At 64.4% G+C, this 15,680-nt stretch carries 11 protein-coding genes; 3 read left to right on the forward strand and 8 right to left on the reverse strand.

The window, feature by feature from the left end:
* Positions 1 to 115 precede the first annotated feature (115 nt).
* From secD to queA, 5 genes are all read right to left on the reverse strand, one after another.
* Positions 116 to 2,812: a protein translocase subunit SecD gene (secD, locus tag ACW4LP_RS07615; protein WP_455803689.1), complete on the reverse strand. Its 2,697-nt coding sequence runs from the start codon at positions 2,810 to 2,812 to the stop codon at positions 116 to 118.
* Between the two features lie 305 nt (positions 2,813 to 3,117).
* Positions 3,118 to 4,533 (reverse strand): helix-turn-helix domain-containing protein, encoded by a 1,416-nt coding sequence (locus ACW4LP_RS07620; protein WP_114548986.1) that lies wholly within the window; start codon positions 4,531 to 4,533, stop codon positions 3,118 to 3,120.
* 197 nt (positions 4,534 to 4,730) lie between these two features.
* Complete coding sequence (locus ACW4LP_RS07625) at positions 4,731 to 6,371, reverse strand: FAD-binding protein (RefSeq protein ID WP_114539803.1); 1,641 nt, start codon at positions 6,369 to 6,371, stop codon at positions 4,731 to 4,733.
* Between the two features lie 373 nt (positions 6,372 to 6,744).
* A complete protein-coding gene (locus tag ACW4LP_RS07630) occupies positions 6,745 to 7,719 on the reverse strand; it encodes a hypothetical protein (protein ID WP_455803690.1) in 975 nt (324 codons plus the stop codon).
* 595 nt (positions 7,720 to 8,314) lie between these two features.
* Positions 8,315 to 9,412, reverse strand: a complete 1,098-nt coding sequence (gene queA, locus ACW4LP_RS07635) for a tRNA preQ1(34) S-adenosylmethionine ribosyltransferase-isomerase QueA (protein WP_302223113.1) — start codon at positions 9,410 to 9,412, stop codon at positions 8,315 to 8,317.
* Between the two features lie 292 nt (positions 9,413 to 9,704).
* Between queA and tgt the strand changes: the two genes are divergently transcribed.
* Positions 9,705 to 10,850, forward strand: coding sequence for a tRNA guanosine(34) transglycosylase Tgt (gene tgt, locus ACW4LP_RS07640; RefSeq protein ID WP_455803691.1), 1,146 nt, complete (start codon positions 9,705 to 9,707; stop codon positions 10,848 to 10,850).
* 269 nt (positions 10,851 to 11,119) lie between these two features.
* Complete coding sequence (locus ACW4LP_RS07645; protein WP_114539807.1) at positions 11,120 to 11,488, forward strand: Hpt domain-containing protein; 369 nt, start codon at positions 11,120 to 11,122, stop codon at positions 11,486 to 11,488.
* A gap of 197 nt (positions 11,489 to 11,685) precedes the next feature.
* On the opposite strand, the gene ACW4LP_RS07650 is transcribed toward ACW4LP_RS07645, so the two are convergent.
* The gene (locus ACW4LP_RS07650) at positions 11,686 to 12,852 is read right to left on the reverse strand and encodes an LCP family protein (RefSeq protein ID WP_114539808.1); all 1,167 of its coding nucleotides are present in this window, start codon (positions 12,850 to 12,852) and stop codon (positions 11,686 to 11,688) included.
* A 249-nt stretch (positions 12,853 to 13,101) separates the two neighbouring features.
* Positions 13,102 to 13,794: a flavin reductase gene (locus ACW4LP_RS07655; RefSeq protein WP_114539809.1), complete on the reverse strand. Its 693-nt coding sequence runs from the start codon at positions 13,792 to 13,794 to the stop codon at positions 13,102 to 13,104.
* Positions 13,795 to 13,900: 106 nt separating this feature from the next.
* Here ACW4LP_RS07655 and ACW4LP_RS07660 point away from each other — a divergent pair, with 106 nt between their 5' ends.
* Positions 13,901 to 14,977: an acyltransferase gene (locus ACW4LP_RS07660; protein ID WP_181869698.1), complete on the forward strand. Its 1,077-nt coding sequence runs from the start codon at positions 13,901 to 13,903 to the stop codon at positions 14,975 to 14,977.
* Between the two features lie 26 nt (positions 14,978 to 15,003).
* Here ACW4LP_RS07660 and ACW4LP_RS07665 read toward each other — a convergent pair.
* Positions 15,004 to 15,680, reverse strand: a 677-nt coding sequence (locus tag ACW4LP_RS07665; protein ID WP_455803692.1) for an N-acetylmuramoyl-L-alanine amidase family protein, incomplete at its 5' end; no start/stop codon positions are given.

Consider the following 15,680-nt stretch of genomic DNA (forward strand, 5'->3'; position numbering starts at 1 on the left):
TGCTGCTCACCAAGCGAGTTCTGCAGCGAACGAAACAGCCCAGTGGGCTGTTTCGCCGAGCGAGGACAGTACGCGCGACTGAGCAGTACCCCGTGGCCCGATCCCGGGAGAGCTGCTATTGCGCCCTTCCGTGGCGGTGCTTCTTTTTCTTGTTGTTCACCGGTTTGGGCTTGGCGGCCGCCGCCACCGCCGCGGCGTCGGGCGCCTCACCGGTCGCCTCGGTCTGCTCGGCCACGTAGGCCTCGGCGCGGGCGTTGGCCTCAAGACGCGCTAGAGGCACCTGGGCGATGCCGGTGGAGGCAGAGTGGTCGAACTCGAACAGGCCCACTTCCGTGCCGTACTTCTTCTGCAGCTTCGCGAACTTCGGCTCGCGGGTCTTCCACATACAGTAGAGCGGGCAGGCGATGGCGATGGACGAGTAGGAGCCGGCGATGAGGCCGATGGCCATGGCGAAGGCGAAGTCCTTCAGCGTCTCGCCGCCGAACAAGAGCATGGCGAACACCGGGATGAACGAGGTGAGCGTCGTGTTGATGGTGCGGATGAACACCTGGTTCATGGAGTGGTTGGCCATGGTCATGAAGGTGCAGCGGATGTCCTCGCCCTTCATGTTGTCGTTGATGCGGTGGAACACGACCACGGTGTCGTAAAGCGAGTAGCCGAGAATCGTGAGCAGGGCGGCGATGGTGTTCGGGTTCACTTCCCGACCCACCAGTGCGTAGATGCCCACCACCAAGATGAGATCGTGGAACAGCGCGACGATGGCCATGACGCCCATCTTGTACTCGAAGCGGATGGCGATGTAGACGATGATGAGCAGGATGGACACGAGGAAGGCGATGAGCGAGCTTTGGATGACGCTCGCGCCCCAGTCGGGACCGATGGTGGTCACTTCGAAGTCGCTCGAGGTCATGCCGAGGGCCTCGGCCACCTGGTTGGCATGGGCCGTGGCGTCCTCGGCCGAGGTGGTGGTGGTGCGCACGAGGAAGCCGGGCTCGCCGTTGGTCTCGGTGGTCTGGATGACGGCGTCAGGCTCGCCGGCGTCGTTCATGGCCTCGCGCATCTGCTCGGTGGTGATATCGCCGGTGCCGTGGAAGGCCACCGACGTGCCGCCGACGAACTCGATGCCGAAGTTCAGGCCGCGGAAGCCGACGATAGCGAGGCACGCCACCATGGCCACGGCGGCCACGGTGAGGAACACTTTGCGGTAGCCGAGGAAGTTGATGTCGTGCTTGATGAAGCGTCCCTTGATCTTGCGCACGGCGGTGACGGCGACCGAGCCCTCTTCGCCCTCGCCCTCGGCGACGACGCGGGTCTCGGCGGCGTTCATCTGGGCCGCCGTCTCGGCCTCGGCCTCGGGCACGCCCTCGGCGGCGGCCAGCTCGGCGTAACCCTTCGACGCGTCGATGGAGTCCTTAATGCCCCAGAAGCCGGGGTGCTTCGCAATGACCTTCGGCGCGAGCAGGCGGATAAGCGGCGCCTTGAAGATGAGCATCATGGCGATGTCGCAGATGATGCCCAAGGCCAGCGTCATACCGAAGCCCTTGACGGAGGCGGCGGCGAGGAAGAACAGGCACAGCGCCGAGACCATGGTCACGAGGTCGGCGTCGATGGAGGTGAAGATGGCGTGCTTCACGCCGGTGATGGAGGCCGCCTTCACGGAGCGGCCCATGCGGATCTCCTCGCGGAAGCGCTCCACCGTGAGGATGGAGGAGTCGGCAGCCATACCGATGGTCAGCACGATGCCGGCGATGCCCGCCAGCGACAGACTGAACAGGTGGAAGGCGGAAAGGGCCGCCAGGATGCCGAGGTAGAGCACGGCGAACACGGCCATGGCCGCGGCGGTGATGATACCGAGGCCCTTGTAGAAGAACAGCAGGTACAGCATGACGACCGCAAGGCCGATCAGCGCCACCACGACGCCGGAGACGAGCGCGTCCTGGCCGAGGGTGGGGCCGACGACCTGGGACTGGGCGTACTCGAAGGACACCGGCAGCGAGCCGGACTCCAGGATGGTCTGCAGCGCCTTGGCGTCTTCCAAAGAGTACTGGCCGGTGATGGACACCTCGCCGTTGGGGATTTCGGACTGCACGGCCGGGGCGGACTGCACCTCGCCGTCCAAGATGATGACGATCTTGCCGTGGTCGGCCACCAGATCGCGCGAGGCGTCGGCGAAGGCCTTGGCGCCCTGGGAGTTCAACGTGATGTTCACGCTGTAGTAGGTGCTGCCCTCGCTCTCGCGGCCGATGGTGACGTTGGTGATGTCGGCGCCGGTGACGATGGGCGTGTAGGTGCCCGCTTCCACGGCCATGTGCTCAACCTGGCCCGAGGGGAAGGCATTGCCGAACTCGTCGGTCACCGTGCCCTCACCGGAAGTCTGGCCGGAGTCGATGGCGTTCTTCACGTCCTCATCGGTGAACGAATCCAGGCGGGCGAACTCCAGCGAGCCGGTGCGCCCGATGGTGGCGAGCGCCTCTTCCGTGTCGGCCAGGCCGGGGATCTGCACGAGAATCTGGTCGCTTCCCTGCTCCTGCACCGTGGCCTCCGAGGCGCCCAGCGCGTTCACGCGGCTCTCGATGATGGCGCGGGACTTCTCCATGTCCTCGGGGGTAACCGGCGCACCGTCCGTGGACTTCGCCGTGAGCACCACCGACAGGCCGCCCTGGATGTCCAGGCCCTGGTTGATCTTCTCGTTGGGCGGGGTGAACAGCACCACCGACACAACGATGAGCAGAGTGGTGAGGATGAGCAGCCACACATTGCGGCGATCCGCCGTGCGGGCCGGCTTCTTCTTGACGTTGCGTTCCAATGCCATGGGATGCGACCTTCTTCTTTCGCGTTCCTAGTTTCCCGCGCGTTCTTTATACCGCGCGTTCCTTTTCTCTTGCGCGAAGAGCGCCCAAGCCTCCCCCGAAGCGGCGCTTTCACTTCAACTTGCCTATTGTGCCATAAATGAACCGAAGGTCAACGCCTTATTCTGATATCGGAACAGCTAGAGCAGACCGATCGCAGGTTATTCTGATATCGGAACAACTTAAGCGACCCGACCGCAGGTGGCAACGCGGCCGCTTTCGCCTCAAAGCCGTAGTCTATCGATCGGCGGGTTGCGGTGACGGCTCCTTATTTCGCGCTCAACAACACCACGAGCTCGCGGCGGTTCGCGACGCCGCACTTCTCGTAGATGTGGCTCATATGAGCCTTGAAGGTGCCCTCGGCGATGAACAGCTCCTGCATGATGGCCGGGCCGTTCTTGCCCTGGGCCACCAGCGTCAGGATCTCGGTCTCCCGCGGGGTGAGGCGGGCGTGCTCGGCCAGCTCAGCCGCCCGCTCGTCGCGCCGCAACTCTTCCGGGGTCTTCTCCACGAGACCGCCCGCGTCCAGGATGCGCACGCCCCAGCGGCTCGCCAGCTCCTTCTCGGACAGCAGGATGAGCGTGGCCGCCAGCATCATGGCCACCACCGCAACCGCGATGACCGCGTCCTGGGCGCCGGCGTTCATGCCCGCGGCGGCCATGGCCTCGGCGACCCCCTTGCCCCAGATGACGAACACCTGCTCGGCACCTTTGATGGCGGCGAAGATGACGACCGTGACCCCGAGGCGCTTGGCGATGTCGTACAGAAGCAGCGCCACGATGATGCCCACGAGCGAGTAGCTCATGGAGATGAGGTAGCTGGACACCGCCGTGCCGAAGACGCCCTCGACGGGCACGAGCAGAAAGCCGCACACGATGAGCACGAGCGGCGAGCGGTACAGCGTGCCGATGTTGAAGCGGTTCGAGAAGAAGTAGGCGCTCGCGAACAGCACCGCCATGACGATGGCCGTCGAGACCGATGAGTGCATACCGGCGCCGGCCGCCAGCTGGTGCTGGCGCAGCCCGTAGGCGAAGGAGTACAGGGCCAGAAGCACGAAGATCTTCCACGGGTAGGTGAACTTCGGAATGACCGGCGAGGGGCGATCGGCGACGGGCAGCGCCGAGAAGGCACGGCGCAGGCAGAGCAGCGCCACCGGCGGCAGGATCACCAAAGCGCAGGCCACGCGCAAATCGTCCAGGCCGTCGCAGAAGAACACGCAGACGACGGCCACCAGCTGGGAGGCCGTCGTGTACAGGAAAATGCGGATGAGCGAGATGCAACTTAAGACCTCGGCCCACAGAAGCAGGAAGAGGCCGAAGCCCGCGCCTCCCGCCGCCGCGCCCGCGGCCACCAGCGCAATGGCCGCCGGCCCTGCGACCAGGCCGGTGCCGACCGCGATGAGGCACAGCGACGCCGCGACCATCAGCGCCGCCGACGCCGCGCGCATCCGCCCCGTGGCGTTCAGGGGCAGAAGGAGGCGCGCGGCAAGCGCCGCCGCGATGGAGACCAGGCAGAAGGCGTAGTCGAAGACGTCGTGCAGATCGAAGGCGGCCGGCAGCGCGAGGGCCGGCGCCGCCACGGCCAGCGTCACCCAAGCGCGGGCGCAGCCGAGCGCGAACAGGTAGGGCAGAATGCCCCGCAGGTACAGGGAGCGGTCTTCCCTCCCCTTTCGTATGTCCTTCAACAGGTTCCCCATGGCGGCCATTATAGCAGGTGACGGGGCCGGCCGGCGGCCGGGTCGGCGCTTTCCCGAGGCCTTTGCGGCATCGGGGCCGCTAGGGCCGCAAGGGGCCGCAAGAGCCGCCAAGGGCCGCACGCAGAAGGCCCGGCCGACGGGGAGGGAGCGTCGGCCGGGCACGGGAGGGTGAGACGGCGGGTGGCCTACAGGCTCGCCACCAAGCGACCGGTGTAGTAGCCCGAGGTGATGGCGCGGCCGATGGAGAGCCCCTCGATGTCCATGGGGTAATCCACGCCGCCGAAGAACTGGCCCGAGGCGTTGCCCACGGCGTACAGACCACTGATGGGCTCGAACTCCCCGTTCAGGCACTGGTGGTTGCTATCGACCACAAGGCCTCCCAGAATGGCCGGCAGCTTGTTGGAGCCGCGGGGGATGGCGTAGTAGGGGCCGCCCTCGATGGGCACGAGATACTTGGCGGCCTTGCCGAAGTCCTCGTCGCGGCCGGCGGCGCACAGCTCGTTGTAGCGGGCCACGGTGTCGGCCAGCGCGGCGGCGTCGATGTTCGTGAGCTTCCAATCGTTCTCGGCGGCGTAGGCGTTCATGGCCTCGGCCAGGCCCTCGATGGTGTCTGCGGTGATCCACTTCTCGGGGTTCACCTTGTTGTCGCCGTTGTACTGGGAGATGTCGTAGGGGCTGGCGGCCTTCCACTCCTCGTAGAAACTCTCCCAGTTCGCGGGCACCAGGCTGAAGAACTTCGCTGCCGTGGAGTCGGTGAAGCCAGCCTTCGCCAAGTACGGGCGGGCGAAGTTATTCATGTAGCCCATGCGGCAGCAGGTCTCGTCCATGAAGCGGTTGCCCTCCTGGTCGACGAAGAGGAAGGGCATCTCCAGGCGCACAGCCGCCGGCTCGCCGTGGATCATCTTGGTGTGGGTGTGCGGCGTCATGATGGCCCCGGCGTTCATGCCGGCCACCAGCGCGCTGCCGTCGCGGAAGTCGGTGAACAGCGAGAAGCCCTTGGTATCCGGCGCGTAGTAATCGAGCATCTCCTGGTTGGAGGAGTAGTCGCCGCAGGCCAGAATAACGCCCTTGGTCGCCGTGAACAGGTGGTGCGCCCCGTCGGCATCCTCGCAGATGGCGCCCGTGACCGCGCCGGACTCGTCAGTGGCCAGCTGCTTGCAGGGCATGTTGTAGAAGAACTCGGCGCCGGCGGCGGCCAGGTTCTCGGCGATCACCGTGGCGGCGGCGTTGTGGTTGCCCTCCACGTGGAAGTAGGTGTTGGCGTGCAGGTGGATGTCGTAGCCGTTGTAGGAGAGCACCGCGTCGTGGGGCTTGCTTTCCACGCCGCCCTTCGCTGCCTCCTCGGCCCACCAGGCCAGCGCCTCCTGGGAATTGTGGGCCCAGATGTTCACGAGGTCGCGGTTGGAGCGGTAGTCGCTCTTCCAGTTGATGAAGCTCACGCAGGCCTGGACGGCGGCCTCGTCGGTCTGGGTGAGGTCGATGGAGGCGGCCATGTTGCCGGTGGTCTGGGCGGCGTTGATGTTCTGCACGCAGGCCACGCGCGCCCCGGCCTCGAGCGCGGTGTGCACGGCGGACAGGCCCGACTCGCCGGCGCCGACCACGACGATGTCGTACTCGTGGGTCTCGGCGAAATCGGTGATGGGCTCCTGGGGCGCGAGGAACGCGGGGCCGGCAGCGGCGCCCGTGTCGGCCAGGCCCTTCTCGGCGGCGGCCTCGGCGACGGTCTTGGGCTGGCCGCAGCCGGCGAGCGTGCTGGCGCCGGCCACGCCGAGCGCGGCCAGGCCGCCGAACTTGAACAGATCGCGACGAGTAACGGTGGTGGTCATGGTGAACTCCCTCTCTTTCCGTTGCGCGGGACGCCTCTCATGCGCCCTCGTGCCTCTCCTTGCGCCGGGCGCTCCTTCGCGCCTTGCGCTTTGTCGGGCGCCGCGCGCCCTCCTTGACAGATGCCGCCCGGGGAACCACGACCGCGGCCTTCACCGCCGCTCTCGCACTCGGGCAGCCTTCCAGCTGCCGCCCGAGTACGGCACCCCGCGACAACCTTCAACTTGTGTGCGGGCTCGGCACCCCGTGACGATCCCCACTATGGACGCCGCCGCGCCATCGCGCATCGGAAAGCGAGCGAGAAAAAGATTATTCTCGTAATCTTTTCCCTAATCCTTTACTCTGAACTGGGAAAACTATTTTCTTGAAAAGCACCTAGCGAGGCTGCTCTTTGAGACAGTAATCCTCCAACGACCAGCCCATGCGGAACAGGAGAGCTTGCTGATTCGCGAATTCCTTGCTTTGGGGGCGAAATCTTTTGCCCCGCCGGCGATAGCACTGCTCGGCGATGCGCCGCATCTCGCCCGAGCTGCCAATCTGCCCCGCCGTCACGGTGACGACCTTGTAGCCGTCTGCCTCCAGCGCCAGGCGCTTCTGGGCGTCCCTCGTCAGCTGCGAAGAGCTGGTGTGCTCGGCCGTCGAGTCGTACTCGATCGCAAGGCGAGCATCAGCAAAGAGGATATCAGGGACGAGCGTGGTGCGACGTGCTATCTGCTGAGCCTTGTGGCTCGGCCGCAACCGCCGGTTTACCGCAAGGTCTGAGAGCTGAAAGCCGCCATAGCGGTAAGGCAGCCCAAACACCATGGCGAGAAACGCCTCTGGAGGAGAGGCCGCACCTTCCGTAACCCACGGGAGCGCCCGGCGAGCCTCCTTCACACCTTTAATTCCAGGGTTGGCGCGGATAAAGGCCTCGATGCGCCTCTTCGAGGTAAGGGGCTCACGTTGCCCAAGCTCACCACTCTTCCCTGCGTCGAGGTAGAAGCGGCCGCAAAGCACATTGCCCGCGCGAACGAGCTCGTGAAAAGGAAGCGACTGCGCAAGCTGCACGAAACAGAGCTCGGGACAGGAGACGAACACGCCGCTTTCCACGCGGCAGAAATCCTTTCCCTTCGGCATGCGAACCACAAGATGGCAGATCGCTTCCGACAACGGCCTTTTGGCATGAGACGTCGTAGAGACATGATGCGGCCGGGGCAGGAACGGGAAGATTCCTTCCAAATGGCGCAGTGCTTCAAGGACGGGCTCGCAATTCTTCAGAATTTTCGCCGACACCTTGCACGAGGCATCGGGCGCCGACGGCGCGCAAAGCCAGTAGGAGAAAGCCGATATGCCAAAGAGGATCAACCGCATTCGCGGCATTCTAAAGCTAATACTCGCCACTCGTTCTCAGAATAGCGCAGTACATGAAATATCCTCTGCTGAAAGCAAATGTATCATCTTTTGCCGAGCGGGTGCCCTGCTGCCGACACAGAGCCCCCGCGTCGCCCATACGCCACCTTCTCCGCGCGAAGCTGGCATGATGGCTTGAAAATGACGAAAGATCGGAATGCAGAAGAAAATCGGCGCTTCAATCGCTTGAAATGGCTTGAAAAACACGAAAGATCAGCAGTCGACGCCCATAAAAGGACGATTACGCCTCGATTCGCGAAGTTTTCCCAGGTAGCGTATTACAACGAAACGCCTTTTTCGCCTCCGACGCCGATGTTTCGTGATTTTCAAGCCATTTCAGCAAGCAGCGTCCGCAGTTTTGCGCGCCAACGCAAGCAAGAGGTCGAGATGCCTCGCGTGGTGGGGGAAGGGACCCGCGGATTTGCACACAACGCGACATCGCCGAAGGAGGGCGGTCGCCTCGCCGAAGGACGGCCGTCCCTAAAATCGCATTTTGCAAGCCAGACAAAGGGAAACAGGGAACCGCTCGACATGAATAGGCGAGCTGCAAACGCGTTTAATGCAAGAACATGGCGTCGCCGAAGGAGAGGAGGCGGTAGCGCTCGTCGATGGCGTGCTGGTAGGCGGCTAGGATGTTCTCGCGGGTGCTGAAGGCGGAGACGAGCATCATGAGCGTGGAACGCGGCACATGGAAGTTGGTGATGAGGGCATCGACCACGTGGAACTCATAGCCCGGCAAGATATAGAGGCTCGTGGCCTCGCGATCGCGGGCGACAAGGGCGCCCCGGCCGTCGTCGGCCTCGGGATCCCAGGCGCTTTCCAAGCTGCGGACGCTCGTGGTGCCCACGGCGATGACGCGGCCGCCCGCGGCGTGAGTCGCGTTCACGGCATCCACGGTGGCCTGGGGCACCGTGTAGAACTCGGTGTGAATGTGGTGCTTCTCCGGGTCGTCCTCGTCCACCACGCGGAAGGTGTCCAGACCCACCTCCAGCTCCACTGTGGCCCAACCGATGCCGCGCTCGCGCAGACGCTCGATGAGCTCGGGCGTGAAGTGCAGCCCGGCTGTGGGAGCGGCCGCCGAGCTTTCCCGGCGCGAGTACACCGTCTGGTACAGCTCCTCGTCGCCGGCGTAGTCGCGTATGTAGGGAGGCAGCGGCGTGTGCCCCACAGCATGCAGGGCCTCGTCAAGCGACGGCAGCGTCGTGGAAAGCCGCGCGACGCGTTCGCCGCGCTGGCCGTCCCGGGCCCAATCGATGATCTCGGCGGAGAGCGCCACCTCACCTGCAGCATCGGTGAAATCCACCACGGCCCCGGCGCCCGGCTTCAGGCGCTTGCCCGGCCGCACGAGCACCTCCCAGAAGGCCACGCGGTTCGTCCGCGGCTCGGGGCCTCCGCACTCGCGCAGCAGAAACACCTCGGCCGCCCCGCCCGTGCCCCGCTTGGCGCCGAGCAGGCGCGCCGGCATGACCCGCGTCTCGTTGGCCACGAGCAGGTCGCCCGGCCGCAGGTACTCGATGATGTCCTTGAAGATGCGATCTTCCACTTCCCCGCTTTCGCGATCCATCACGAGCAGTCGGCACTCGTCGCGCACGGCCGCCGGCTCCTGAGCGATAAGCTCTTCGGGCAAGTTGTAGTCGAAATCATCGGTTCTCATGAAAAGCGCTCCTTTGAATGCATGCAGGCGCTATACTACCATGACCTACCTCAACTCGCGGGGGCCGGAGGCCGAGGGGGTGCTCGCAGCCCGCTGATCGCTTTATCCCCCTCCGAACGCGATAAAAGAATCAGCGAAGATGACGCACATAGGCGGGTACCATCCCGGCATCGCTGCTGCTGAAGTGGAAGCTGATTCTTAACGATCGCGTTCTCCGGGGGGCGATCAGAGGTCTGCGAGCACCCCCTCGGCCTCCGGCTCTACCGGTATTTCACGGATAGAAGGAACGATTTTGGCACTGTTCGATTGCACATGCGATGCCGTAAGCGGGCACGCCCGCGCGCTCACCTACACCACCGCCCATGGCGACTTCCACACGCCCATGTTCATGCCCGTGGGCACCTCCGCCACGGTGAAGGGGATCACCACCGACCAGCTGCGCGAGCTCGGCAGCCAGGTGGTGCTCGCGAACACCTATCACTTGGCCATGCGCCCCGGCGCGGAGCTGGTGGCCGAGGCCGGGGGCATCCACCGCTTCATGAACTACGACGGCCCCATGCTCACCGACTCCGGCGGCTTCCAAGTGTTCAGCCTTGCCGACACCGTGAAGCTGTCGGACGACGGGGTCACGTTCCAATCCATCTACGACGGCAGCAAGATCCACTGGACGCCCGAGGAGAACATGCGCATCCAGGAGCTCATCGGCGCCGACATCGCCATGCAGCTGGACCAGTGCGCCCCTTACCCCGCCACCCGCGAGTTCGTGGCGCGCGCCGTGGATTACTCCAGCGCCTGGGCGCGCCGCTGCCTGGCAGCCCACACGCGCCCCGACCAGACGCTCTTCGGCATCGTGCAGGGCGGCATGCACCTGGATTTGCGCTTGGAAAGCGTGCGGCGGCTGCGCGAGATCGAAGAGGAGTCGCTCGCCGGGGGCGGCCGGCGCTTCGGCGGCTACGGCATCGGCGGCTATTCCGTGGGCGAGGATCACGAGGTCATGTTCGAGACGCTCGGCGAAGTGGCCCGGGCCTGTCCGGACGACCGGCCGCGCTACCTTATGGGCGTGGGCAACCCCACCACGCTCGTGCGCGCGGTGCGCGAGGGCGTCGACATGTTCGACTGCGTGCTGCCCACCCGCACGGCCCGCATGGGCACCGCGTTTTCCAGCGCCGGCCGCATGAATATGCGCAACGCCAAGTACGCCCGCGACTTCGCGCCGCTCGATCCGGCCTGCGACTGCCCCACCTGTCGCAACCACACGCGCGCCTACATCCGGCACCTCGTGAAGCAGAACGAGATGCTCGGCGCCATCCTGCTGTCGGTGCACAACCTGCACTTCCTGCTGGATCTCATGCGCCGCGCGCGGGAAGCCGTGCTCGCCGACGCCTACGAGGAGTTCTTCGAGCAGTGGATGGAAAGCGACGCCGCGGCGGACTACTAGGAAGCGACGCAAGTTTTCTGCATCTGACTTCGGCAAACGTTATTGACCATCGTCAATACCATATCCGGGAGCAGCAGTGGTGACGATTCGTCAAAATTCAGATTACAACTTGTTGACAAGTGGCTACGAAACGTAAACGAGTAGGCCCGTGCGCTGACAGCTTCGTGACGTGCGATTACACTGTGGAGCAAAGTTACCAACGCGACTGCCGTCCAAAGAAGAGGAGAGAGGGGCGCGGGCGCCGGAATTTGCACGGGAAAGGAGCGATCATGACCGCTCAGATCGCAGACAAGCTTCGTCCCTTCGGCATCGATTACGTGGACGCCATGGATCGCTTCGGCGACAATGCCGAGCTGTACGAGCGCCTGGCGCTGAAGTATCTGGACGACGGTCATCTGGTGGCGCTTCAGGCTGCCATGGAGGCCAAGGATTACTCGGAGGGCTACAGTCAGGCCCACGCGCTGAAGGGCGTGGCGGGGAACTTGTCGTTCAAGGACCTCTACGAGTGCGCGGCGCTCGTCTCCGATGCGCTGTACGCCGGCGAGTACGAGGCGGCCGCCAAGCACCTCCCCGAAGTGGAAAGCGCCCACAAGCTGGTTATCGAGGGTTTGGAAGATTGGCGCGACGGCACGCTGTAGGCGCCCGGCACAACCTCCTGTGAGCTAAAACCCCGGCGATGGAAGTCGCCGGGGTTTTTCTAGTTTGGAGCATGAAGCGAGTGCGACACCCTCCGTAGGGGGGGGCGACCTTGGTCGCCCCTCACCGCAAGCAAGTCCCCCACTCGGGAGGGCCGACCAAGGTCGGCCCCTACGGATACGGCGCAAGCAGCCCGTTCTCAGTTGTCCTTGAAGCTGGCTTGGTCGACGTGGCCGGAGTAGTCGCGCGGGGAGCGGGCGTTGGTGGCGGCGCCGAGGTCCTCGTCGCTGGCCTGGGGCTCGGGGATTTCCGCAGACTCGTCGGCGGGGTCGAGCCCCGCGTCGACCCGCTGCATCATGGCGCGCCACTCGTCGTACATGGTGCCAACGTAGCTGATGCCACCCTCGCCGAAGGAATAGCTGGGGCAGGCGGCCGAGTACACCGTGACGCCCGTGTCTTTCAGGGCGAGGGCCGTATCGGCCAGCTCGGCCGCGGTGTAGTCGGTGGTCACGCAGGAGGCGAGCGACCCCACGAGCGAGGGCAGCTCCGTCGGCGGGGAGGCGAGAACCTCATCGGCGATGGCGGAGATGATGGCCCGCTGGGCGGCGGCGCGGCTGAAGTCGCCCGAGGAGACGGCATGGCGCTCGCGGGCGAAAGCGAGGGCCTCTTCCCCGGAGAGCGTCTGGGTGCCGGCGGCCAGCGTGATACCGCTCGTGTCAGAAGTGAAGCCTTCGGGGACGTCCACGGTGACGCCGCCGAGGCGATCGACCAGTTCCACCAGCTGCTCGAAGCGCAGTTCGACGTAATGGGTGATGGGCACCCCGGCGAAGGCTGACAGCGCCCGAACGGCGCCGGCCGGGCCGCCGAAAGCCAGAGCGGCGTTGATCTTCTGGATGCCGTGGCCCTCGATTTCCACCATCATGTCGCGGGGCACCGAAACGAGGTGAACTATGCCCGTCTCGGTGTCGATGCGCGCGAGCATGGTGACATCCGAGCGGGCGATAGTCTCGTTCGGACGCGCGTCGCAACCGAGAATGGCCACGTAGTAGGCGGAAGAAGCGGGTTCGTCGGCTTCCTCGGCGGTCGCCTCGGGAGCGGTCGCCCTGGGCTTCGGCGGCTGGAGCGCCTCGGCGAGATCGTCCTGCTGGGCGGCGTCCATGCCGCCGGTAAGGGCCAAGTCAAGGGTGTGCAGATACAGCGCCGCCGCGCAGCCGATGGAGAGCGCCGCCGCAACAACGCCGATCGCCGCGGTCAGCGCGATCTTCTTCCGCGTCCATCGAGCCGGGACGTACTCCTCGGTGGAGTCGCCCAGGCTCCCCGGCCTCTCCGCCGATTCCGTCAACTTCCCCGCCGCTTTCTCTTCCATAGCGTCTCCTTGGACACTCGCCGCCTAATTGACATCCCGACGAACAATTATAGCGACAGAGGAAGGTCTCGGAGCGCACGGCAAGCAAAGATCGAGCCGCTAGCGCATGAAAACCTCCGTAGGGGGCGACCTCGGTCGCCCCTCACCGCAAGCGAGACTCCCCCACTCGGGAGGGCCGACCGAGGTCGGCCCCTACGGTGGGCTTACAGGCTCGCTGCAGATCCACGCAAGGAAGATGAGCGGCGCCCTCTACAGCTCCACGCGCTCGAACATCTCGCGGGGGGCGCCGCAGATGGGGCACATGTAGCCCTCGGGCAGGCCGTCCGGGTAGCCTTCCTCGATGTAGCCGCAGATGGTGCAGCGCCAGGCGATCTTCTTGCCGGCCTCGGGCGCACCGGCGGCCGTCTCGGTGATCCCGGGCACCGCCGCCTCGTCGCCGTTGTTGTAGGTAGCGGCTTTGGGCGGAGTCTTGCCGCCCTTCACGGCGTGGTAGTAGGCGTAGGTGAGCGGATCGCCAGCGGAAAGCACCTCGGCCTCTTCCACAACGCCCACGAACAGGTAGTGGCTGCCCACATCGATGGTCTCGGTGACGGAGACGGAGAAGCGCGCCAGGCCGTGCTCGGTCACGTAGGGCACCTCCGCGCCGTCGAGGGCGCTCGCGCAGGCGGCGAACTTGTCAGTGTCGGCAGAGGTGTGGAAGCCGAAGGTGCCGATGAGCTCCATGGGGGTGTCCTCGGCGAGCACCGTGGCGGCGAAGCGGCCCGACTCCAGGATGGCGGCAGTGGTGGCGTTCTCCTTGTTCAGCGACACCGACAGCGTGGCCGGCTCGCTTGCCACCTGCACGAGCGTGTTCACCACGCAGCCGCAGCGCGCATCGCCCGCCTTGGCCGTAATGAGGTAGAGCCCCGAAGACAGGGAGCGAAATGCCTTGCGATCAATCATGAAACGTCCTTTCTGCAAGCCCGAGACCTTAAGCCCCGAGGGCATTGGATACGATGACTCGCTCGATTATACTTCGCCTCGCCGGCAAAACCGCCCAAGGAGACCTATGCGTAACGCAAACATCGAACTTCTGCGCATCGTGAGTATGGTGCTCATCGTCCTGTTCCATTTCAGCGTGCACGGCACCTGGCCGGAAGGTGGCCCGCTCGCCTCTGATACAGCCGTGGAAATGCTGAGCTTCGGCGGCAAGCTCGGCGTGAACTGCTTCGTACTCATCACGGGGTACTTCATGGTGCACGGGCACTTAAAGGTGCAGTCACTGCTGCGCGTGATGCTACAGACCTGGTTCTACTCATTCGCGATTCTCGCGATATCCGCCATCGCCCAGCCCGACCTCGTCACGCCCGAACGGCTGCGCGAGGCCGTGACGCCCATCACCTCGGGAGAGTACTGGTTCATCACGTGCTATCTGGCGCTCATGGTGGCGAGCCCGTTCCTCAACGTTCTGTACCGGAATCTGGGCGACAGTGGACGCAGAAGTCTCATGGTCATCGGCTTCGTAGTGCTATCCGCTATTCCGACAATCACCACCTACAATCCCATCGGCAGCGACCTCGTGTGGTTCTTCTACCTGTACCTCATGGGCGGCTGGCTGCGCGACCGCCCGCTATGGAAGCGTCGCGGCAATGCCTGCGCCCTCGCGGCCGGCATGTTGTTCGTATGGGCTTCGATGGCCGCGATCGGCTGGGCGCAGCGCGCCTTCGGGTTCGACTACGTGATGCCCGACTACTTCATCTGGCAATACATGGTGCCGACCTTCGCCGCGTCGCTAGGCCTTTTCAACCTGTTTGCCGAGTGGAAAATGCCGCCCATCCGCTGGGTGAACACCGCGGCGAAAGGAGCACTCGGCGTCTACCTCATCCACGACAACCCCATCATGCGCGCCTGGCTGTGGCCGCATCTGGCATGGGTGTACGCCCTGGGGCCGGCAGCGATCCTGGCCGTAGGCGTGCTGTCGGGTGTCGCGACATACGCCGTGGGCATGGCCATCGACCTCGCAAGAATTCGGCTTTTGGAACGACCCGTGATGAGGTGGATCAGAGGACACTGGGGAGTTTTGATGCTCGAAGCGGATGCGATATTGAACTGCACTCAGCCGCCCAATTCGCACCCGCCATGCTGAAAACTAGCTCTTTAACATCTGAAATTTTAACCGCAGTTGCTGCAAACACGCTTCTTGCCAGATTGAGCAATGGTGCCACTTTTTATGTTGGTAGAGCGTTTCAGGGACACGCAATCTCTTGTTGTATGATAAACCTCTCCGTTAGCCACCCAATAAACTGTTCTGCTCCCGTCCCCAGAACTCTGACCTTCAGGGCCAGAGGTTTTGTAAGTCGAGGGATCGAAATAGTATCGTTTCCCAGCAAGAGATTGCCATCCGGCCAATGCACATCCGTTACTATTGAAATAGCTTTTCTTGCCGTCGCTCCAAGTAAGCCATCCCCTATGCATTTGGCTTGAGCTATTGAAGTAGTAGAAGTTGCCGCTAATTTTCTGTCCCCAGCGAAGACTTTTGCCAGTCGAAGAATCGAAGTAGTACTTCACGCCGCTGAAGCTGCGCCAGCCGGTGAGGGCCGCGGCGTGCCCCGAGGAGTCGGGGTGGAAGTAGCTCTTGGTGCCGTCGGACCAGGTGACCCAGCCGGCCTTCATGCGGGAGGAGGAGTCGAAGTAGTACCACTTGCCGTCTATCTTCTGGCTCCAGCGCTTCGAAATGCCCGTGTCCGGGTCGAAGTAGTACTTCACGCCGCTGAAGCTGCGCCAGCCGGTGAGGGCCGCGGCGTGCCCCGAGGAGTCGGGGTGGAAGTAGCTCTTGGTGCCGTCGGACC

Source organism: Adlercreutzia sp. CNCM I-6215 (genome assembly GCF_977072315.1).